A 21,252-nucleotide genomic window follows, 5' to 3' on the forward strand; every position below is an offset into this window, starting at 1 on the left:
CGTTAAGAGAGCGACACCGCTTTTTTGACGTTCATCTTTCATCGTGATCTAAGGGTTTAACGCATATCCGTTATTCGGCTGCGAACTGTGAGCGATTCTTCACGTCCCCGTAAGGTTAATTTGGCAAGCTGTACACCAACTGCTGAAGCTAGAACTGCTAGCAGAGTGCCGCCTATCATATCTGTAAGCCAATGAATGCCCAGATAGAATATACCAAAGACGATTACGACTGCGGAAATACTCGTAATGACCATCCACCGGCGGTTTCCAGAACGGTATGCCAGTAAAGCCATCGTAACGGAAATGGACGTATGTAGACTCGGGAAGCAGTTGTTGAGACCGGATAGAGGGCGGTACTCTTGCTCGAACTTAGGAAATACATCCAGCATAGTAAATCTAACGCCTGCTGGTACATAGGACCATACCTCATTTACAGGGAAGTATAGGTAGAATGGAATAGCTACAGCATAGTTAATGATAATAGCATAGCAGGTGGCGTACAGCATCACACGGTTCTTATCTAACAGATAGACACCTAGAGAAGCTGCCAGTACAGATTGAAGCATGAAAATGTAGAAGAAAACTATGATAGGCGTTAGCCATGGACTATAGAATATATCCTGAACAGCTTGGACAAAATGTCCCTCTAGTCCAAATACAAATGATGTATAGTCTGAGGTAAGATGCATTTTTTCTTCAATTTGTAGTTCATATTTATTCAAGACCAGTACACCAAACATGCCTACCATCAGTAGCAGAAACTTATAGGATCGCAGCATCTCTTTCCCAATTTCAACTAATGCCATGATTGGATTTCGACGAGCGCCAATCCATACTAATATCACTACTAATGCAACTGTGTACAAAACAATATGATTCATTGATTGGTAAAACAAAGCATTCGAAGCCTCCTTGATTCTCTTTATGAAGTCAGATGATCACAGTTTAACATATTTCCAAGGAATGTTTCGAATTTAATGGAATAATAATTTTAGCTTTTCTGTAAATTAACCCCAAACATTCCACCAAGTGCACCAATTGCTGCTGCAGCTAGAACCCAAAGAAGGTCAACACCAGAGGGTGAGCTATCCAGTGCAAGAAATCCAATTAACAGAACGATAATCCCGTAAAAGATTCCTGTAAGGCTTCCTTGATACCAGCCTTTGTTCGTGGCTCTGCGACCGGCGGTTAGTCCTCCGAATGCTGCGGCTATGCCGTGTACTATATAAGTGTACATTGAGAGATCCTGCTCCTTCAGACCGCTGCCCCATAATAAAAGAGAGAGGACAAACGCGCCAAGCAACATCCAAAGGAATGATCGACACAGGCCAGACAATACAGGATTGGCTATTCTCCATGAGAACAGGCGCCGGATTAAATACATGGTACAACCTCCTAAAGTTTTTTAGAAAAATAATCTACATAAGTTATTATTCATTGTATGGGGAGGCTTGCCCCAATAGTACAAGAATGGGCATTGCAGCCTTTTTACCATTAATTAATAGGTGAGCTTCCGAATGTTCCCTGTGCTGAGCGGTCAGAATAGGGTTACATTAATCCGCCCGAGAAACCAACTCTGCGGGTGAGAGTGGAGGGGAGCGAAGCTATATGTTCCAGCATATCACTGCCTATATTCTCCTGACCGTGCTGATGTATTTCTTCATATTCCTGTGCATGCGAATTATGGGAAAGAGGGAGATTGGAAAGCTGTCTGTATTTGATCTAACGATCTCAATAATGATTGCTGAGATTGGTGTTTTTGTGATTGAGGATATTCATCGGCCGATCTATGAAGGGTTAATTCCGATGGCAACATTGGTTATCATTCAAGTGCTGGTTGCAATGCTCAGTCTCAAGAGTAGGACAGTAAGGCTTATGATGGATGGTAAACCGAGCATACTTATTTCTGGCGGTAAGCTGCACCGGGGTGAGATGCGAAAGCAGAGATACAATATTGATGATTTGCTTATGCAACTTCGTGGACAGAATATTGCTAGTCCTGCCGACGTTGAATTTGCCATTCTAGAGCCAAGTGGACAGCTTACTGTGTTCGAAAAAGAGAAAGGAAACTCAGCTTCAAATGATTCAGGCAATAGTAGTTCTGGTGATGAGAACGATAAGAATGGCGAGAATGCAGATGAAAGTAGCCAGACGATTAAACTGCCTAAGAACAAAATCAGATATGAAGGACTTCCTATTCCACTGATAATGGATGGTAAGGTCCAGGATCAAAATTTAGAGATGATAGGGAAAACAAGGTTCTGGCTAAGAACTCAGATCCGCCAAAAGGGAGTATCCGATTTTCGGGATGTTTTTCTTTGCTCCATAGACCATAAAGGCCGAGTTTATGTTGACCGTTTGGATAATCGATAACCATTCTAAAGCCAACGCTTAATGAAAGGCAGTCGATCCAAATCACGAAGGGAAATAAGGCCAGCTAATAGACTGAGACCGAAATACAGGGCCATTCCTACCGCAGAGGCAAATAAAAATTGAATCCATTGTGCTTCTGCAATGGGAATGGAGATGTATACATAACGCACGCCTGCTCCCATAATGATCATTGCACACAAGGTTTTAATGGTATCGGTTATTCGTAAGGATAATGAAATTAGACTGACTACACTGTACCCGTGCAGAAGAGTAACAAGAACGCTGTTCACAATAATGGCGATGATTGCGCCGTAGATTCCGTATTCTGGCTGTGAAGCCAATATAACAATCAGAATGATTTTGACTACTGCCCCAATAAGAGTATTGATGAGTGCCCTTCCAGGTCTGTCCATAGCTTGAAGTGCAGCTTGTAAGGGGGCTTGAACATAGATGAACAAAGCGAAAGGGGCCATTAGTTTTAGCATAGGAGCAGTATCCGGATTTCCGTATAACAAGTTGCATAGTGGGACTGCTAGTACATACATAAGAACAGCAAAGGGAGCCCCTGTAACAAGAGCTAGTCGAAGAGCTTGATGCATTCGTTTGTGAATGGTAGGCAGGTCCTTTCTCGCGGCAGCCTCGGACAAGGATGGAACCAAAGAAACCGCGAGCGAGGAAGTTAACGCTCCGGGAAGCAATAGTAAGGGAATAACCATTCCCTGTAAAGACCCATATTGAGCAGTCGCGGCGGCTGTTGCGATTCCGGCTAATGCAAGACTACGTACGGTAATTATAGATTCCAGTAGATAGGAAAAAGAACCGACAAGCCGGCTTGCCGTAACAGGAATTGATACACCTAGTAAACGCCTTAGTATGGGAGAAGTTGATTTTACGGTATCTGGATCAGCAGGTATAACTTCCTTCTCAATCATTTGCTGTTCTAGGATGGGGGTTGTTTTTTTATCCCTTTTCGTGATGACATAATATTGCCACAGAATGGCTAACATTCCGCCAATCTCTCCCACCGTTACGCCTAGCATCGCCCCTGCAGCTGCAAAAGCGATTCCTTTGGGTAACAGCAGCCAAGAGAACCACAGCATAAAAAATATTCGCACGATAGACTCAAAAACGGAAGAAAGTGCAGAAGGAATCATGTTCTGCCTACCTTGAAAATAACCGCGGTATATTGCAGATACAGCAACAATTCCAATCATTGGGATCATGGCAATGAAAGTATAATAAACTCTGTGGTCTGTTAAGATCACATTGGAGACCCATGAAGCACTGACCAGCGCAACAATGGTAAAGAAGATTCCTAGTCCGACACTAAGAGTAAGGCCAGTCCGTAAAATTTGCCGCGATTTCTCAGGGCGGTTCTCTCCCTCTGCTTCGGCTACCATCTTTGCAATTGCTAGGGGAAGTCCGCCTGTAATAACCGTAACCAACACGATAAAGAATGGGTACGCGAGCTGATATAGACCCACACCTTCTGCTCCAATGATGCGTGGCAAAGCAATTCGGGGTATAAATCCAAGCATTCGATTAATGATGCCGGCGGCAAGCAAGATTAAAGTTCCTTGTATAAAGCTCTGTTTCCTCAAAGGTCACGCCTTCTTCCCCAAATGAAATGAAACGCTGGCCAACTTGTCTATTCTTATGGATATGCTATACCCCTGTCCCGGCATGCCTTGTTTTAGTAGTTGTAACTTTTTGTGACGGAAGGAGGAAAGCAGAGAACTTGGGTCGAATACCTATGGTAAGCATACGAACACGAGCGTTCTTTGGAGGTGTCATCACGTGGAATCGGAACAGTGGAATCATGATCAACATAGCGAAGAAATCGAAGCCATGTGCCGCAGCAAAGCTGAAGAATTCCGGCTCCTCGGCTATGAGTATGTAACCAGCAAGGATATTTGGGATTGTATCAGTCGTAATTATGATAAGGACGGAATGCCCCCCTTGCATAAGCTGGTAAATGATATTTATTCCTTAAAAGCCAATAGTTACATGACTTATTTGACTCTTGCAGCTTATCGGGGGTTGAACTGAACAATAAACAACTCGCTTCTTTTCTTTGCGAAAAGCCTTATAAAGCAGTAAAGTAATAGGATAATAATAACTTCACATCTCCTATATAAACGGATGTCTTGCTGATATGTGCAGGGGCGGCCGTTTCTTTGTGTGAGTATGGCTATGACTATGCTGTGAATTGACGGTCATTTCACGTGTAGCTATAATAGGAATATTGAGTGAATGAAAGGGGAACTAGCTAGAGCATGAAGAGACTAATGGGCTTTATTATTACCGTGCTCGTTTTGACAGGCGTCATGGCATTTACTACTCCTGGACTGCTGGACAAGGTTAGGCTTGGTCTTGACCTAAAAGGCGGATTTGAGATTTTGTACCATGCTGAGCCTATGGAAGCGGGAGCAGCGTTGTCCCGAGCTTCACTGTTGAAAACAGCAGAAAGTTTGGAGAAACGGGCCAATGCGCTCGGAACCAGTGAACCAGAGGTTACAACTGAAGGTACTGACCGTATTCGTCTGAAAATTGCAGGCGTTACTGATGAGGCCGAAGTTCGCAAGAAGATGAAGGAGCCAGCAGTTCTGACTTTCCGTAGTGCTGCTGAAGGTGACGCTGAAGGTACTTACAGCAAGATCGAACTGGTAGGTAGTGATTTTGTTGAAGGTGCTGCAGAGGTTGGACGGGATAACCTGAATCAGCCAATCATCAGTATTAAAATCAAGGACAAGGATAAATTTGCGGAGATCACTAAGCGCCTATTAGGGAAGAATCTCGCAATTTATTTAGATGAGAACAAACTGTCTGACCCTACGGTACAAGCAGTACTTACCGACGGTAGTGCGTCTATTTCCGGTCAGTATACAGTTACGGAAGCACGTGAGCTGGCTGACACCATTAATCTTGGTGCGTTGCCACTGAAACTTACTGAGAAATACTCCCAAAGTGTGGGTGCAACGCTTGGTAAACAATCGCTTGATCAAACGATCAAAGCAGGTCTACTGGGTTCTTTAATTATTCTTATTTTCATGATCGGTATGTATCGTCTGCCAGGTCTTTTGGCTAGTTTTGCACTGATCTTGCATACATGGCTGCTAATTGTAGTCTTTGTCTTTGCAGACTTCACATTGACGTTGCCTGGTATAGCCGCATTTATTCTGGGTATAGGGATGGCTGTCGATGCCAATATCATTACAAATGAACGGATAAGGGAAGAAATGCGCAGTGGTAAAAGTGTGCTTTCCTCTGTTAAAGCAGGTAATAAATCCTCTTTCCGGACAGTAATGGACTCCAACGTCACAACTGTTATTGTGGCAGGTGTCATGTTCGCCTTCGGTACAGGTGCAGTCAAAGGTTTCGCATTAGTGCTGATCGTAGAAATCGTACTGAGTATTGCCACGAATCTTTATTTCTCCCACTGGTTGCTTAGCCAGCTTGTTAAAGCCGGTAAGCTGAACAAACCGAAGAGCTTCGGTGTGAAGGAGAGTGATATCCGTGCGCTTTAAGAAAGAGCTTGATTTCGTACATTTGAGTAAGTTTTTCTATATTTTTTCTATCGCACTGACAGTTGCAGGTTTAATTTTCCTAGCGTCATTTGGATTGAATTACAGCGTTGATTTCAAAGCGGGATCAAATGTTGATATTTCTTTGTCTAAGAATTTGACATTGGAAGAGGTTAATTCAGCAGTTGAAAAATCTGGGATTTCAAGTGAGCCAAGCATTACGTTAGGGAGTGAACGGGTCAACGTTCGTTATGATCAAGTGCTCGATGAGCAACAAGATGAAGCTCTTAAAACAGAGATCTTGAAGCTTGACGATAAAGCATCGTTTGAGATTAACACTGTGGATACAGAAATGTCTAAAGAACTTGCACGCAATGCGATCTATGCGGTTCTCATTTCTTGTCTAGGGATTATCATTTATGTAAGTATTCGTTTTGAATGGCGGTTTGCATTGGCAGCTATTGTTGCATTGCTTCATGATGCTTTTATGGTCGTTGCTATCTTCTCCATTTTCCGCTTGGAAGTGGATTTGACGTTCATCGTCGCGGTGCTTACGATTATCGGTTATTCCATCAATGATACGATCGTTATCTTTGACCGTATCCGCGAGAATTTACGTTTTGGTAAACAGAAAACTTACGAAGATTTGAAAGAGCTTGTGAACAAGAGTGTGGCTCAGACCCTTATGCGCTCTCTCTACACAGCATTTACCGTATTTATCGCGGCGTTCTTCCTGTTAATTCTTGGAGGAGAGTCCATCAAGATGTTCTCGCTTGCGATGGTAATCGGATTGCTCTTCGGAGCGTATTCCTCAATCTTTATTGCAAGTCCGCTCTGGTTACTGCTTAAGAAGCGTGAGAAGATAAAGGTAAAAAGCCCGGCTAAAGGGTAATGTCTCAAGAAAAATAACATGGCTACACTTGAATGAAAAAAACATCAACTTTATAATTTAAGAAAGCCGCGTCAAATGCGACGCGGCTTTCGAAATCTTTGGGGTAGTATGTCATGTGTATTGTATCATCATGAGATTACTTGCTAGTGGTAAGGGGGGCCTCGTATGAATAAAGAACGATCACCGCAAAGCAAGACGGTTGCTTGGACAGGGATCATCAGCGATGTTACTTTGGCAGTAGCTAAGGGGAGTTTTGGCTATATTTCAGGTAGCAAGGCATTAATGGGCGATGCATTATATTCTGGAGCAGATGCTGCAGCTAAATTGGCGGATATTCTCCCGTGGCGTTCTGAACAAAGCAGAAAGAGCAAGCAGCGGATAGAAGAGCGACGAGGGAATAAGGAGCCGCTTTTAGCTATACTTTTTTCGGTATTAATTCTTATGGGGGGGCTGCAGATCGCCTTCTCTGCAATCCGTGACTTAACCGAGGGACAGTCATCCACTCGCGGAGAACTTGCACTTGTAACTGTCTTGCTATCTATTGTACTTAAAGAAGCTGTATTTCAATATCAATATCGGTACTTTAAAAAAATAGGGGATGGCAGTCACGCTGCTTATGCCAATAGTCATCGTTTCAGTTTGTATACTTCTATCACAGTATTAGTAGGGATATCGTTATCAATGGGGGGGACCTATTGGCATCCTCTACTCTACATGGACCCTATTGCTGCACTTTTAACAGGATGCTTAATTCTACGTAAAGGTTATCTGCTCATTGTTAATACTGTTAGTGTTAAGAATGCGCAGGAGCTACCTTCTGAGGAAGCAGCTAATTTTATTGAAACCGTACAACGTGTTCATGGTGTTATTCGTGTAGAACATTTGAAGGCACTTGAGCAAGGGAATTATGTGAATCTGCAAGTGAAGATCAGTGTAAATCCGCGTATTACGGTGATGGAAGCACAGGATATTTCAGAATGTGCAAGAAAGTTGCTGCAGCACAGGTTTGTTCATGTTGGTGAGGTACATATGGACGTAGTTCCTTATGATCCCGGTTATCCATACAAAAGTAATTATGAATTGGCGGATAATGATATTCCGACGCTGCTTCAGTAGTCCGCAAGGTGAAAGAAAGGTGAGCGCTATTGCTTTATTCAAAAACAAGATGGCAATCTCCGGCAGCCGATCCCGACGTCGTAAGGGATATGGCCCGGAGCCTTTCTATTTCTCCGCTCTTATCCTCACTATTAGTGACTAGAGGAATTGATACGCCACATGAGGCTCTATCGTTCATGGATGGCGGTGTGGAAGCTCCACATGATCCGTTCCTTCTAAAAGGGATGGCCGAAGCGGTTCCCAGAATTAGAAAGGCTTTAAAAGAAGAAGAACATATTCTGATTTACGGTGATTATGACGCTGACGGTGTGTCCAGTACAGCATTAATGATTCATTTGCTGCGTTACTTGGGCGCTTCCTTTGATATTTATATCCCGCACCGTTCTAATGAGGGCTACGGGCTGCATAATCATGCATTGGATTGGGCTTTACAGCAGGGGGTATCCTTGATCATTACTGTAGATACTGGCATTAGCGCCTATCATCAGATTGCTTACGCTAATGAACTCGGGATTGATGTGATTGTTACGGATCACCATGAGCCTCCAGAGCTTCTCCCAGAGGCTTATACGTTAATCAATCCGAAGCTGCCCGACTGCCCCTACCCGTTCAAGGGATTAGCGGGTGTAGGGGTAGCTTATAAGCTCGCCCAGGCTATGTTAGGGGAGGAAACTCCAGATGAGTGGGCAGAGATAGCTGCTATAGGTACTGTAGCGGATTTAATGCCGCTGCTGGGTGAGAATCGTGAGATTGTTCGAAACGGTTTGGTCAGTATGCGAAATTCTCGATTCCCAGGTATCCGTGCTTTACTCGGTGTTAGCGGCGTGACCATGAGTACTGTGAGTGCGGTTAATATCGCTTTTGGAATGGCGCCTCGTATCAATGCGAGTGGCCGTCTGGATCATGCTGGACGGGCAGTGGCACTGCTTACAACTGAGCATGCTGATGAGGCTGAGCAACTGTCTGGGGAGCTTGATCTGCTTAATAAAGAACGCCAATTGGTCGTAGAAAGAATTGTAGTGGAGGCCACTGCAAAACTGGAGCAGATGACTCAGGGTGGAGAAATACCAGACATCATAGTTCTTGCTGAACAAGGCTGGAATGTGGGTGTGGTAGGTATAGTGGCTTCCAAACTACTGGAGCGTTACTATCGGCCTGTGATTATTCTGGATATTCATCCGGAGACCGGCATGTGCAAAGGTTCTGCCCGCTCTATTCCTGGACTTGATATATATGCGGCGTTATCCTCTTGTTCTGACTTAATGGATCATTTCGGTGGTCATCCAGCAGCCGCGGGAATGAGCCTGCATCGGGACGGCTTAGAAGCCTTCGCTGCGGCATTAAATGAATACGCTGCTACTGTGTTAACGCCGGAGCATTTCGTGCCTGTTACTTCTGCTGATGCAGAAGTGTCGATTTCCGATTTGTCCCTACAGACTGCACTTGAATTGGAAAGGCTTGCACCTTTCGGGATGTCGAATCCATTGCCAAAGTTCATCATTCGCGGGGCTACAGTGAAAGAGACACGCACCATGGGGCAAGACGGAAAACACTTGAAAATCGTCTTGCAACAGGGAAAGAGCACGATCGAAGCCTTAGCTTTTGGTAAAGGGGATTTGGCTAAGCTGCTCCCTGTGGGCACCCCGATCAATGTGCTGGCTGAACTGTCGATCAACGAATGGAATGGCTCGAGGAAACCACAGCTTCTGCTACAGGATTTATCAGTCCAGGATGCTCAATTGTTTGATCTTCGTGGTGCTGCTGACGCTGTACGGCAGGCTGCGCATATTAGAGAGCTGCTGCTTCCCTATAGTGGTGCTGGCCCATATCGTGCCGCAGCAGTGTGTCAGAGTGGACGTACGTCTCCCCAGACTGAATTGATAGGAATGTCCTTCTGGGTATATGATAAAGAAGCTGGCATTAGCGCCGCTATTAAGGATGATTCGATTCAGGAATCAGGGCATGTCTCACTGTTATGCCTACTGGATATGCCGGAGACACCTGAACAACTTGACGCATTACTAAAGGCTTTTCCTAATGCTGATAATATTGCGCTTTTGCATTCTATAAAGGATGGCCGAGAACGACTTATCATTCCGACACGGGATCATTTTAAAATACTCTATAAATTGTTGGCTTCGATCACTGCTGTTGCGACGCCAGAACATGAAGTGCTGCTGCGGCTAAGTCGACAATCCTCATTAAGTATTCGAATGCTTAGTAATATGCTAGATGTGTTTGAGGAGCTTGATTTTATCGAAAGAAGTCAAGGAAGTGTGACCTTTATTATGCAGCCTGCAGCTAAAAGCCTTACAGCATCAAGACATTTTGTCAGACTGGGGCAGATTGCGGAAATGGAGCAGTATTTCATGGAAGGTAGCTTGTCTGAACTGCAGGATTGGATGTTATCACGCCGTTTAGGCGTATCATAATTACGAAGTAAGTTTTGTCGAACCGAACTCAAAGTAGCCTATGCTAACAAAACAAAGCAGATGCTTACGAAGTAAGTTTTGTCGAACCGAACTCAAAGTAGCCTATGCTAACAAAACTTTTAGGAGATGAAAAATTTGGATTTTAAAGATAGTATTCGCGTGATTCCTGATTTCCCAAAAGAAGGTATTAGCTTTAAAGACATCACCACTTTGCTAAAAGACGGTGATGCATATCGCCAGGCGATTGATGCCCTGAAAGCACTTGTATCCCACTTAGAAATCGATGTGATCGCTGGACCGGAAGCACGTGGTTTTGTAGTTGGCGCACCTCTCGCATATGCATTGGGTGTAGGTTTTGTGCCAATTCGTAAGAGTGGTAAACTGCCGTATGAGACGATCGAGGTTGGATATGATCTTGAATATGGTAAAGATACACTTGCTGTTCACACGGATGCCATTAAGCCTGGACAAAATGTACTGATTGCTGATGACTTGTTAGCAACAGGAGGTACTATAGCTACTTCGGTTAGCCTTGTGGAGCAGCTTGGCGGTAAAGTGGTAGGCGCAGCGTTTTTGATTGAATTGGTTGAGCTTGCTGGACGTAATAAGCTTTCCGGAATTGAAGTTATGACATTAGTTGATTACGAAGATTAATACGATATAATTGTCTTTTCCCGGGAAATAAATCGGGATTTATGTATCGAATCATGTGGAAAAGTGCAAACAACAGCAATTCTCTGTCACTACTTGCGGAGGGTTGCTGTTTTTCAATTTTTTGATCAAAAGAGACACAAAAAAAAGACTGCTCAATCCATAAAATGGATCTGAAGCAGTCTTTTTGAATGATTAATTCATAAATAAATTAGTGAGCTGCTTTATCGCTTTCTCCACCTTCATTTGACAGTCCAAGAACTTCAATGAGTTTGAAGAATAAGGCTAGAACGATACCAACAATTGTAGCTAGAGCCATACCACTGAGTTTTACGCTACCCATAGTAAGGGTTGTACCACTAATTCCGACAACAAGCACCAGCGTAGCCATAATCATGTTAGTAGCTTTGGAAAAATCAACTTTTTGCTCTACGAAGATTCGCAGACCGGATGCGGCAATTACACCAAACAACAGTAGTGATACGCCGCCCATTACAGGTGTCGGTATGTTAGCGATAACGGAGGAGAAAGTACCAGAGAACGATAGCAGAATTGCAATCACTGCTGCGCCACCGATCACATATACAGAATAAACTTTAGTTAATGCCATAACACCGATGTTCTCACCGTAGGTTGTATTTGGAGTAGAACCGATAAAACCGGAGATAATTGTAGATATCCCGTTACCCATCAGAGATCGATCAAGTCCAGGGTCTTTAGCCAGATCTCTGCCAACAATATTGCTGGTTACAAGTAAGTGTCCAATATGTTCAACGATTACTACTAGCGATACTGGGATGATAGTCAGGATAACATTCCAATCGAAGGATGGAGTAACAAGGGTAGGGTGCGCTAAAAAATTCGCATTAGATATTGCAGCCGTATCCACCATTTTCATAATATAAGCTAAACCATAACCAGTTACGATACCGATGAGGATGTGAATGATCTTTGGGAAACCGCGGAAGAGTACAGCTCCAATTACGGTTACGCCCAGTGTCACCATAGAAAGCGTGATTGCTTTGCCATCTGGAGTCCAGTCTGCAACTGCAACACCTTCAGGGGCAATAAGTCCTGCCATTCGCGCGGCAACAGGCACAAGTTCAAGTCCGATCGTTGCTACGATAGCTCCCATTACTGCTGGAGGAAAGACAACATCGATCCATTTTGTTCCAGCATAACGGATGATTAAAGCAACGAGCACAAAGATAACACCAGTGATGATGAAAGCGCCCAAAGCAAGAGAATAGCCTTTCATATGATCATCTTTATGATCGGCAAGTACTGATAATACGGGGGCGATAAATGCAAAGCTGGAGCCAAGGTAGGCAGGTATTTTACCACGGCAAATCCAAATGTATAGCAGTGTGCCGATACCGTTCATCAGTAAAATCATGCCAGGGTCAACCCCGAACAAGTTAGGCACTAGCACTGTACTGCCAAACATGGCGAACAAATGCTGTAGGCTTAATAGAAAACCGGGGCCCCATGGAAGTTTTTCATTAACTTGAATTTCGCGTTGCAATGGAGTTCACTCCTCTTTCTTAATGGATATGATGTTGTCCAGCGAAAATCCGCCTTTACTAGATTAAATAGAACGGGACATTTTTACAACAACATTTTCACAAGTGTTATTAATTTGTCCGATTTTCATATCTTTTACTTCTTGAATACCATGAGATGGCAAGTGTTGACGTAATCCTTCGTAAGCGTCATAATTATAGACAACTTTGAACAAGAGCGTAAGTTGCTTGCGAAATGATTGGAACCTGCAGATTTCAGAATGATTGCGGGTTCATTTTATTATAGAAAGGAAACGGATACGACGAGAATGGGCATAGAGCGATTAATTGATAAGGCTGGCGCCTATATAAAAGATAAAGATCTTCTCCGCATCCGGGAAGCTTATGAATTTGCCGATCAGGCTCATCACGGGCAGATCCGCAAGTCGGGGGAGCCATACATTCTGCATCCGCTGGCGGTGGCAGATATTGTCGTCAATATGCAAATGGATGTTATATCTATTGTTGCGGCGCTTTTGCATGATGTTGTGGAAGATACGACGGTCTCATTGGAACAAATCCGCGCGAAATTTGGCGATACCTGCGCGATGCTTGTGGATGGCTTAACTAAGCTGGAACGCATCCGTTTTCGCTCAAAGGAAGAGCAGCAGAACGAGAATTACCGTAAGATGTTTATTGCAATGGCTCAGGATATCCGGGTCATCGTTATCAAACTAGCGGACCGACTGCATAATATGCGTACGTTAAAGTATCAATCTGAAGAGAGCCAGCGTCGTATTTCTTACGAAACGTTGGAGATTTTCTGTCCTGTGGCTGATCGACTGGGGATTTCCGCGATTAAGTGGGAGATGGAGGATATTGCGCTTCGTTACTTGAATCCGCAGCAGTATTATCGCATTGCTAATCTGGTGCATAAGAAGCGGGCAGAACGTGAGCAATTTATCGACAGTGTAATTGGCCGTATTCGTGCCAAGCTGGATGAAATGGGCATTGAAGGTGATCTTTCAGGTCGTCCGAAGCATATCTACAGCGTCTATAACAAAATGAGTACGAAGAACAAACAGTTTAATGAGATCTATGACCTATTGGCCATCCGTATCATTGTGGATAATATCAAGGATTGTTATGCAACCCTCGGAATTATTCATACCCTTTGGAAGCCAATGCCAGGTCGATTCAAAGATTATATAGCTATGCCCAAAGCCAATATGTATCAATCTTTGCATACTACAGTCGTAGGTCCTGGCGGAGAGCCGACCGAAGTGCAAATTCGCACTTGGGAAATGCATCGTACGGCTGAATACGGGATCGCAGCGCACTGGGCATACAAAGAAGGAACCAGCAATAATGTGAATCCAGAGAATCGGATGCCTTTTTTTCGGGAAATATTGGAGCTGCAGCATGAGGCTAAGGATGCCGAAGAGTTCGTAAAATCACTCAAAATGGATTTTTTCTCGGATCTCGTGTTCGTATTTACGCCTAAAGGCGAGGTTATTGAGCTTCCTGCGGGCTCTGTACCGCTTGATTTCGCTTTCCGTATTCATACGGAAGTGGGGAATCGTACAATCGGTTCTAAGGTGAACGGGCGAATCGTGCCGCTGGATCACAAGCTGAAGACAGGCGATATCGTTGAGATACTGACGTCTAAGCATTCTTACGGACCAAGCCGCGACTGGCTCAAGATTGCCCAATCCTCACATGCACGGAGCAAAATTAAGCAATGGTTCAAAAAAGAAAAACGTGAGGAAAATGTCGAAAAAGGTCGCGAAGCGATTGAACGTGAGCTGAAGCGTCTGAATGTCGAGGTTTCTGAGTGGATTTCCGATGAGAAACTATTAGAAGCTGCGAAGAAATTCGCTTTTAATGATGTTGAGGATATGTTATCTGCAGTTGGCTTTGGTGGAATTACCGCATCGCAGATTGCTTCCCGTTTGACAGAGAAGCTGCGCAGAGAGCAGGAAGAAGCCGCTAATCACTTAGAGCTTACCTCAGAGATGAAAGAGATTAAGTCTTCCGGCGAAAAACGTAATCAACCCACCAATGGCGTAAGTGTTAAAGGAATTGAGAATTTGCTCGTTCGTTTTGCACGATGTTGTAATCCGGTGCCGGGTGACGATATTGTAGGGTATGTTACACGGGGCCGGGGTGTATCTGTACATCGCCAGGATTGTCCTAACATTCCGGGTGAAGGTGATGGAGAAGAAGCGGCAAGAGTGATTGAAGTAGAATGGGAAGGTACGATGGAAGCGAACTACAGTGTGGATATTGAGATTACAGGCCATGATCGTAATGGACTACTCAATGAAGTGCTGCAGGCAGTTTCCGAGAGTAAAACGAACATTTCTGCAGTCACTGGGCGCTCTGACAAGAATAAAATGGCAATGATTCATATGACCATTCTCATTCGTAACACGGAGCATCTGCAATCCGTTGTAGATAAAGTGAAACGAGTCAAGGATGTATATACAGTGAATCGGATCATGCAATAGGGCAAGGAGCGAGTAGTACGATGAGAGTTGTAGTACAGCGTTGTAAGGACGCCAAAGTAACCGTGGATAGGGCAGTGACCGGAGAGATTGGCAAAGGTTTGATGCTGCTTGTTGGCGTTACGCATGAAGATACAGAAAAGGATGCCAAATATTTGGCGGATAAAATAGCAGGACTACGTATTTTTGAAGATGATGCTGGTAAAATGAACTACAGTGTTACAGAGACTGAGGGAGCTATTCTTTCAGTGTCCCAATTTACTCTTTACGGGGATTGCCGTAAGGGGAGACGGCCGAATTTCATGGGAGCAGCAGCACCTGCGGAGGCCGAGCGACTTTATGTTTATTTTAACCAAGAGCTTAGAACTGGAGGACTTCAGGTAGAGACGGGCGTATTTGGAGCGATGATGGATGTATCGCTGACCAATTGGGGCCCGGTTACTATTATTCTAGATAGTCGCAGTTAATAAGAAATTGTCGAAAATTGCTTCTGTATTTATTAGGACCTTAACATCAAAAAAAATCAAATTTTAAAAGCGTCCAACATAATTAGTCATGACTAATATGTTGGACGCTTTTTTTGTTATTGTAATATTCGTTCTCCGTTGGTGTAATCAACATAGTGATTTTAATTTGGCATTTCGCTATCATTTTTTTGAAATTTGACCTACTTACTTCAACATAAGCCGATAAGTCGTCAGCTTGGGCTTGTTATCCACAAATGTGCTCGTCGAGACCATTATTTGCTTGCCAGAAGGGCTCCAGGCGACGGTTGCGACATCCTGGAAATCTCCGAGTTGCTCGATCTTGCCGGTCTTTGCATTCGCAACGTAGACACCGTTCATGCCGTCCTTGTCCTTGTTATACACGGCGAACGCCAAGTACGAGCTATCCGGGGACCAATCGAAGGCGTACATCTGAGTCGTCACGGTGAGCTTAGTCTGCTGCGAGGTGTCGTTCGAGTTCATGAGGAACAGCGTGCGTTCCGTATCCCCCGTACTCTTCAGCATGGCCAACTGATTGCCGTCAGGTGACAGCGACATTCTCCAGACGGATTTGTCCACGATCGTCTCTTTCTTCGTCTCCAGATTGTAGGCCGACAATGTGTTATCAAGACTAGGGTTGACGTAGAAGAGCGTATTTCCGGTCTTTGCTGCATAATCGAATATGATATTTTTATCTTTGCTAAGCAATACCTCGTCTTTACTGTCTGTCCCAACCTGTAGAATAGCACCCTTACCGTTGCCGACGATCAGATGACTGGAGTCTGTCCACTGGCCCCATTCCTGTCCGCCCTTATCCTGATCCGTGACTAGTCGGCTAGTTCCGGTTGGCACATGTACAAGGACACCGCGGCCACCGTCCATCATGAACGAGGTATTTTCATGGAAAAAGACATATTGGCCGTCCGGCGAGACTATTGGACTCTCATGCACGCGGTCTTCGCTTGGTTTCAGCGCCTTGACCTGTTTCGTTTTCAAATTGTAAATGTACAGCTGGGCAGGCTTCATCGGACCGGAGTCAGAATCAATCTTCTTTGCGTCCGGATTCGTCTGGGCAATTAACAATTCGTTCTCGTTCAGCCAATCTTGCGCATACAGGCCGTCAAGTCGCTCGAGTTGATCCATGGTGATTGATTTATCGGTTTGCGAATCAGACTTCTCTGGCTTGTTCTTGTCGATGACGGTAACTGGCGGTTCATTAGTTGCTCCCCCGCCGTTATTCTGTGTTGTGCTGCTGCAGCCTGCGATCCCAACCGCTAGTATTACGATCCCAATTTGTTTCATCTTCATGATTGATGTATCTCCTTCTAAGTTGTGTTATAAATCTGATAAGAGTGTACCAACAGGATGTCTCCACAATATTTCGAATTGTTTCCAAGTTGTAAACGTACCGAGACTTGGCGGAGGGAGAAGTTGGACTTATACAGAATCATGATGATAGAGAGGAAACTGTACTTCAAACATGCTTCCAGTGGTGTCTGACCGTTTCAATTGTATGATTCCTTTTTGCTTCTCCACCCATTGCTGAACGAGAGCAAGTCCCAAGCCACTTCCTCTCGTTTCTTTTGAACGCGCCTTGTTCGCGGTGTAGAAGGGTTCAAAAATACGTTCCTGGGATTCAGAAGGAATGCCAATTCCCGTATCAACAATTTCTACCTTTGCCTGATTCTGTTCGGTATACAATCGAATATTGACGCTTCCACCGGGGACGTTGTATTTGATCGCGTTGTCTAGCAAATTAACGAAGATGTGTATTAAACTCTCGCGTTCCGCCCATATGGTGGCTGGTACTGTGTGAAGCTGAAAGGTTAGTCCGAATTTGTCGGCCTTGCCTTTCATCAGAGAGACCAGCTCGTCCAGCACGATATCAAGTGACACGGCTTCAGCCTGGTATTCGAATTCGTACTTCTCGAGTGAGGCAAGGCGCAGCGCGTTTTCCACTAGCTTGTGTAGTCTAGACGATTCCTTGCGAATGCTTTCAATCGCTTGCTGAAGCAGTAAAGGATCATCTGGGTACAGCTCCAGTAGATCGGCATATGCAGTAATAGAAGTGAGAGGTGTCTTAAGTTCATGACTAATATTATTAATGAATTGCTTCTGTTGCTGCTCCAACACTTGCAGCTTGTCTACGACAAGCGATAGCTTCGCTTTCTCCGTTTCTAACTTCTTCATGCTCGATTCAATCTCACGGCTCATCCTATAAATGCCATCGCTTAAGTCGCCAAGTTCATCCTTACGGACTAGCGGTGCATGATCAATATATGCTCCTGCTCCAATGTTGTTCGCCGTCTGCTTGAGCCGAGTTATAGCTTTAGATTGTCGGTAGACATAGAGGAAGCCAAGCAGGAAGCTGGTTAACAGAACGATGGAGCCGGATAGGAGGAACATTGTTTTTGTCTGCCGGTAAAAGGCGTGCAGCTCGCCCACGGGTTTCTGGAATTCGGCTACAGCGATCATTTGTTCCTCGAACATGAGGGGTGTGAAATAATATAGCACGTCCTGAACGTCCGAATAAGCGATCTTGCCCTGGAGTGCATACTGCAGCGCATCCGGCAGAGCAGGGGAAGGAACGAGAGGCAGTGAATTCCCGATCTCGACACCGGTCTCATCGTACAGGCGGACGTGCAGTCCGTTGGATTGCCCTAATCGATTGGAAAGATCCATGCCACGATATTTCATGAATGCCTTCAAGCTAACCTGTTCCCCGGACAAGTAGCTCATCTTCACCGTCAATTCGGCGCGGTTCGTCATCTCCGCCATTTCACGCTCTAGTCCAATGCGTTGGTTGTGACGGATACTGCGTAGTACTAGTACACTAAGTACGCTCACCGTGAACAACAGGAGGCCAGCGAGCAGCAGGGAGAACTTCCATCGTAAGCTCACCTTCATACGGACTCCCGGGTGGCCTTGTAACCTACTCCGTATACGGTCTGGAGCAGATGTTGACCTTTGTCGCCAAGCTTACTACGGATGCGCTGTATATGAATGTCGACCGTGCGTGTGCCCCCGTCATAGTCGAGCCCCCAGACAAGATCCAGCAGTTCCTCGCGCGTGTATACCCGTTCCGAATGGAGGACGAGCAGGTGTAGCAGCTCGAATTCTTTGGGCGTCAGCCCCACCTTCTCACCCGCCACCTGTACGTCTCGATGTGACGGATTCACTGTCACCGCACCAATCATGATGGGACTGTCGGAGGGAGCATGTTCCACGCTTTTCTCGACACGACGGTGCAGCGCTCTAACTCGGGCGACGAGCTCCCGAATATCGAACGGCTTGGTCATATAATCATCAGCCCCCAGCTCCAGACCAAGTACTTTGTCTACAATGTCGTTCTTGACCGTGAGCAGCAGGATGCCAATCCCTCTCCGGTTCTCCAGCCGACGGCACACATCATAACCAGACAGCCCTGGCATCATGACGTCCAGTACGAACACTTGCGGCTGGAACGATTCGGCAAGCCTAAGCGCGGCTTCGCCGTCAGCGGCCGTTTCGACCTGAAAGCCTTCCCGCCGCAATGCATAGGCGATTGCTGTCACGATAGAGTATTCATCGTCTACGACCAGCACTCTTTTATCCATGCTGTTAATTATTTCCACCTCGCTACAGTTGTCTTGATACGCCTATTCTACATATTGCGCTCAGCAAAAGCGAACCCATTGGGGGAGCACAAACCCGGATCAAACAGTATAGCCTAAATTCCAGTAAGCCTCCTTTTTCTGATGGCTACAAGTGTCCTGCGCCTAAAAGTCTGCTTGTTTCTGTTGTTGTAAGTAGATACTTGCGCGGATAGACCCTCTTGGAGCTGGATAAACTAAAGGTAGACAGTTATCCCGCACGATGCAAGGAGCTTAGCAATGAGACATTCACAGAAGGCATGGGTATGGAGAAGTATCCCGGTACTAGCGACAGGGAGTCCCATAGAAGCCTATGCATTAGCCAAAAAGCCGGAAGATGAAATTGAATCTCAGGTGATTAAAGGAAGAAGCCGTAATCGCTTACCGCGTACCTGAAATGGGTGGTGGAGGCGGCTTTTTGATGCGGTTAGCCGGGGATATTTTCTGATTAGAGGTTAGAAATCATTGTGATAAGGGTAATAGACGACAAGAAAGATCAATAAGTACCTATTCATTTGCACAAGCAGAGAGGAGAACTTATCACATGAGTAATGTTGCATTTTTACTAGCTAATGATTTTGAAGATTCTGAGATGAAGGTCCCTTACGATGAAGTTATAAAGGCAGGACATCAAGCTGACATTATTGGTTTAAAGAAAGGTGAGACCTTACTGGGCAAAAAGAAGGAGGTCTCCTACGCAGCCGATAAAGCTATAGCTGACGTTGAAGCAGGTAATTATGACGCGATAGTAATTCCTGGAGGCTCTTCCCCAGAAAATTTACGGCAAAATGCAGATATTTTGAAGTTTGTGAAAGAAGCAAACGAAGCTGGTAAGCCTATCGCTTCTATTTGCCACGGACCCCAAATTCTGATCAGTGCAGACTTGCTCAAAGGACGTACCATCACCTGTTATCCTCCGTTGAAAGATGATGTTGTGAACGCCGGTGCGGAGTTTAAAGATGAAGAGGTGGTAGTTGATCGTAATTACATTACTTCACGTACCCCGAAAGATGAGCCTGCCTTCGTTCGTGAAATTTTGAAGGTCCTGAAATAGCAATTTATAACACTGAGTCTTATAATCTAAGGAGGTAATGGTAATGACCAGAAAAATCCAAGCATATTTTAGAACGGAAAATGAAGCAGAAGGTGCTAAAATAGCATTGATTAGTTATAAGGTAGATGGCTTGGAGGTATGGCCGCTCACGGATCCTATTGGGGAAGATCGTAGAATTCTGTTTCCGATAGCCCCGTTTAGTAATACGACGTTAGCCGCTGGTACAGTAGGGACGCTTGGAACGGGCAGCACTCCGGCAGCTGGAGCTATGCTGGCCCCTGGTGTTGCCGCCTCCGAAACGCGTGATGAACCTGAGACCCATTATAGCGTGGATGAAGACCAGCTTAGTGCGGATGTAGCAGATGGTGAGCTCGAAGATGGGGATTTAAGTGAACTTCGTTATGTGATGGACCTAAGTGTCGCAGAAGAGAATTATAATGAGGTTGTGGAAACCCTTCGGGGCAAAGGGGCATTTGTGGAGCAATTTGATTAACAGCAATCTATTAAAATAAACCGCTTTCATGAATGTAATATAATCGTAATATTACATACATGTTTCCTTAATATAGCGTGTTTATAATAAAGGCATGACCCCCTTTTTAATAATATATGATGATGGACCTGCAGCATTCGGCTGCAGGTCATTTTTTTTGTAACAGTTGAAGTTAAAGGTCAAAAGTTGAAAGTTGTCGAATTTTTTATTCAGCTTCGCATTTCCTGCCTTGACTTTAGCACAGTAGTTCAGTAGAATTTAAAAATATACGATTTTATCATATGGTTTTGATGACGGGAACAAGTAATTCGAGGACCCACAACGCCAGAGAGGAATCCCCTGTAGATTCAGATGATATCCAGTACAATGGATGATCTATCGTTTCTGCTTGGCTGCAAGGATTCTGTTGATGAGCGAATGAATGACCTCCCCGAGAACGTACGGCGAAAGTGGGCAATGCATATTGCCGCGATCAGTAGCCGTTATGCGTAGGCGGGCGTTAACCGCTTTGAGCGGATTCAGAATGGTTCTGGTCCGGAATGTGGGTGGTACCACGGGTGTATTATTGGTTATGATAATCCCTCGTCCCTG

At 44.9% G+C, this 21,252-nt stretch carries 20 protein-coding genes; 13 read left to right on the forward strand and 7 right to left on the reverse strand.

Features of this window, described 5'->3' with window-relative positions; translation table 11 throughout:
• Positions 1-56 precede the first annotated feature (56 nt).
• Positions 57-896, reverse strand: a complete 840-nt coding sequence (locus tag M2444_RS30405) for a phosphatase PAP2 family protein (RefSeq protein WP_280788885.1) — start codon at positions 894-896, stop codon at positions 57-59.
• Between the two features lie 95 nt (positions 897-991).
• Complete coding sequence (locus M2444_RS30410) at positions 992-1,384, reverse strand: TIGR04086 family membrane protein (protein ID WP_042191121.1); 393 nt, start codon at positions 1,382-1,384, stop codon at positions 992-994.
• A gap of 224 nt (positions 1,385-1,608) precedes the next feature.
• Between M2444_RS30410 and M2444_RS30415 the strand changes: the two genes are divergently transcribed.
• On the forward strand, positions 1,609-2,373 hold the full coding sequence (locus M2444_RS30415; protein ID WP_094878529.1) for a YetF domain-containing protein: 765 nt from the start codon (positions 1,609-1,611) through the stop codon (positions 2,371-2,373).
• Positions 2,374-2,378: 5 nt separating this feature from the next.
• Here M2444_RS30415 and spoVB read toward each other — a convergent pair whose 3' ends face one another.
• A complete protein-coding gene (spoVB, locus tag M2444_RS30420; protein WP_280788886.1) occupies positions 2,379-3,974 on the reverse strand; it encodes a stage V sporulation protein B in 1,596 nt (531 codons plus the stop codon).
• Positions 3,975-4,170: 196 nt separating this feature from the next.
• Here spoVB and M2444_RS30425 point away from each other — a divergent pair, with 196 nt between their 5' ends.
• The 6 genes from M2444_RS30425 to M2444_RS30450 all read left to right on the forward strand — a co-directional run bounded on the left by M2444_RS30425 (position 4,171) and on the right by M2444_RS30450 (position 10,991).
• The gene (locus M2444_RS30425; RefSeq protein ID WP_042191115.1) at positions 4,171-4,422 is read left to right on the forward strand and encodes a post-transcriptional regulator; all 252 of its coding nucleotides are present in this window, start codon (positions 4,171-4,173) and stop codon (positions 4,420-4,422) included.
• Between the two features lie 227 nt (positions 4,423-4,649).
• Positions 4,650-5,900 carry a protein translocase subunit SecD gene (gene secD, locus M2444_RS30430; RefSeq protein WP_280788887.1) on the forward strand — a complete coding sequence of 417 codons (1,251 nt, stop codon included), beginning with the start codon at positions 4,650-4,652 and terminating at the stop codon, positions 5,898-5,900.
• Positions 5,890-6,789 carry a protein translocase subunit SecF gene (gene secF / locus M2444_RS30435; RefSeq protein WP_280788888.1) on the forward strand — a complete coding sequence of 300 codons (900 nt, stop codon included), beginning with the start codon at positions 5,890-5,892 and terminating at the stop codon, positions 6,787-6,789. Before secD ends, secF begins: the two co-directional genes overlap by 11 nt.
• Before the next feature lie 165 nt (positions 6,790-6,954).
• Positions 6,955-7,905 (forward strand): cation diffusion facilitator family transporter, encoded by a 951-nt coding sequence (locus M2444_RS30440; RefSeq protein ID WP_094874237.1) that lies wholly within the window; start codon positions 6,955-6,957, stop codon positions 7,903-7,905.
• A gap of 29 nt (positions 7,906-7,934) precedes the next feature.
• Positions 7,935-10,337 (forward strand): single-stranded-DNA-specific exonuclease RecJ, encoded by a 2,403-nt coding sequence (gene recJ / locus M2444_RS30445; RefSeq protein ID WP_280788889.1) that lies wholly within the window; start codon positions 7,935-7,937, stop codon positions 10,335-10,337.
• A gap of 135 nt (positions 10,338-10,472) precedes the next feature.
• Positions 10,473-10,991, forward strand: a complete 519-nt coding sequence (locus M2444_RS30450) for an adenine phosphoribosyltransferase (RefSeq protein WP_094873659.1) — start codon at positions 10,473-10,475, stop codon at positions 10,989-10,991.
• Positions 10,992-11,199: 208 nt separating this feature from the next.
• On the opposite strand, the gene uraA is transcribed toward M2444_RS30450, so the two are convergent.
• Positions 11,200-12,513: a uracil permease gene (gene uraA, locus M2444_RS30455; RefSeq protein WP_094873661.1), complete on the reverse strand. Its 1,314-nt coding sequence runs from the start codon at positions 12,511-12,513 to the stop codon at positions 11,200-11,202.
• 306 nt (positions 12,514-12,819) lie between these two features.
• Here uraA and M2444_RS30460 point away from each other — a divergent pair, with 306 nt between their 5' ends.
• Together M2444_RS30460 and dtd are read left to right on the forward strand one after the other, a co-directional pair.
• On the forward strand, positions 12,820-15,000 hold the full coding sequence (locus M2444_RS30460; protein WP_042132407.1) for a RelA/SpoT family protein: 2,181 nt from the start codon (positions 12,820-12,822) through the stop codon (positions 14,998-15,000).
• A gap of 20 nt (positions 15,001-15,020) precedes the next feature.
• Positions 15,021-15,464, forward strand: a complete 444-nt coding sequence (dtd, locus tag M2444_RS30465) for a D-aminoacyl-tRNA deacylase (RefSeq protein ID WP_280788890.1) — start codon at positions 15,021-15,023, stop codon at positions 15,462-15,464.
• A gap of 204 nt (positions 15,465-15,668) precedes the next feature.
• On the opposite strand, the gene M2444_RS30470 is transcribed toward dtd, so the two are convergent.
• The 3 genes from M2444_RS30470 to M2444_RS30480 all read right to left on the reverse strand — a co-directional run bounded on the left by M2444_RS30470 (position 15,669) and on the right by M2444_RS30480 (position 19,078).
• Entirely contained in the window at positions 15,669-16,790 is a 1,122-nt protein-coding gene (locus tag M2444_RS30470; protein WP_280788891.1) for a hypothetical protein, read from the reverse strand.
• A 129-nt stretch (positions 16,791-16,919) separates the two neighbouring features.
• Complete coding sequence (locus tag M2444_RS30475; RefSeq protein ID WP_280788892.1) at positions 16,920-18,383, reverse strand: sensor histidine kinase; 1,464 nt, start codon at positions 18,381-18,383, stop codon at positions 16,920-16,922.
• Between the two features lie 2 nt (positions 18,384-18,385).
• On the reverse strand, positions 18,386-19,078 hold the full coding sequence (locus tag M2444_RS30480; RefSeq protein ID WP_094873669.1) for a response regulator transcription factor: 693 nt from the start codon (positions 19,076-19,078) through the stop codon (positions 18,386-18,388).
• 276 nt (positions 19,079-19,354) lie between these two features.
• Between M2444_RS30480 and M2444_RS30485 the strand changes: the two genes are divergently transcribed.
• The 4 genes from M2444_RS30485 (at position 19,355) to M2444_RS30500 (ending at position 21,153) form a co-directional block, all read left to right on the forward strand.
• Positions 19,355-19,510, forward strand: a complete 156-nt coding sequence (locus tag M2444_RS30485; protein ID WP_280788893.1) for a hypothetical protein — start codon at positions 19,355-19,357, stop codon at positions 19,508-19,510.
• Between the two features lie 148 nt (positions 19,511-19,658).
• On the forward strand, positions 19,659-20,168 hold the full coding sequence (locus M2444_RS30490) for a type 1 glutamine amidotransferase domain-containing protein (RefSeq protein WP_094873671.1): 510 nt from the start codon (positions 19,659-19,661) through the stop codon (positions 20,166-20,168).
• Positions 20,169-20,211: 43 nt separating this feature from the next.
• On the forward strand, positions 20,212-20,661 hold the full coding sequence (locus M2444_RS30495; protein WP_094873673.1) for a hypothetical protein: 450 nt from the start codon (positions 20,212-20,214) through the stop codon (positions 20,659-20,661).
• 366 nt (positions 20,662-21,027) lie between these two features.
• The gene (locus M2444_RS30500) at positions 21,028-21,153 is read left to right on the forward strand and encodes a hypothetical protein (protein ID WP_256990000.1); all 126 of its coding nucleotides are present in this window, start codon (positions 21,028-21,030) and stop codon (positions 21,151-21,153) included.
• Positions 21,154-21,252: the final 99 nt, after the last annotated feature.

This window comes from Paenibacillus sp. PastF-3 (assembly GCF_029893135.1).
GTDB lineage: Bacteria > Bacillota > Bacilli > Paenibacillales > Paenibacillaceae > Paenibacillus_AQ > Paenibacillus_AQ nitricinens.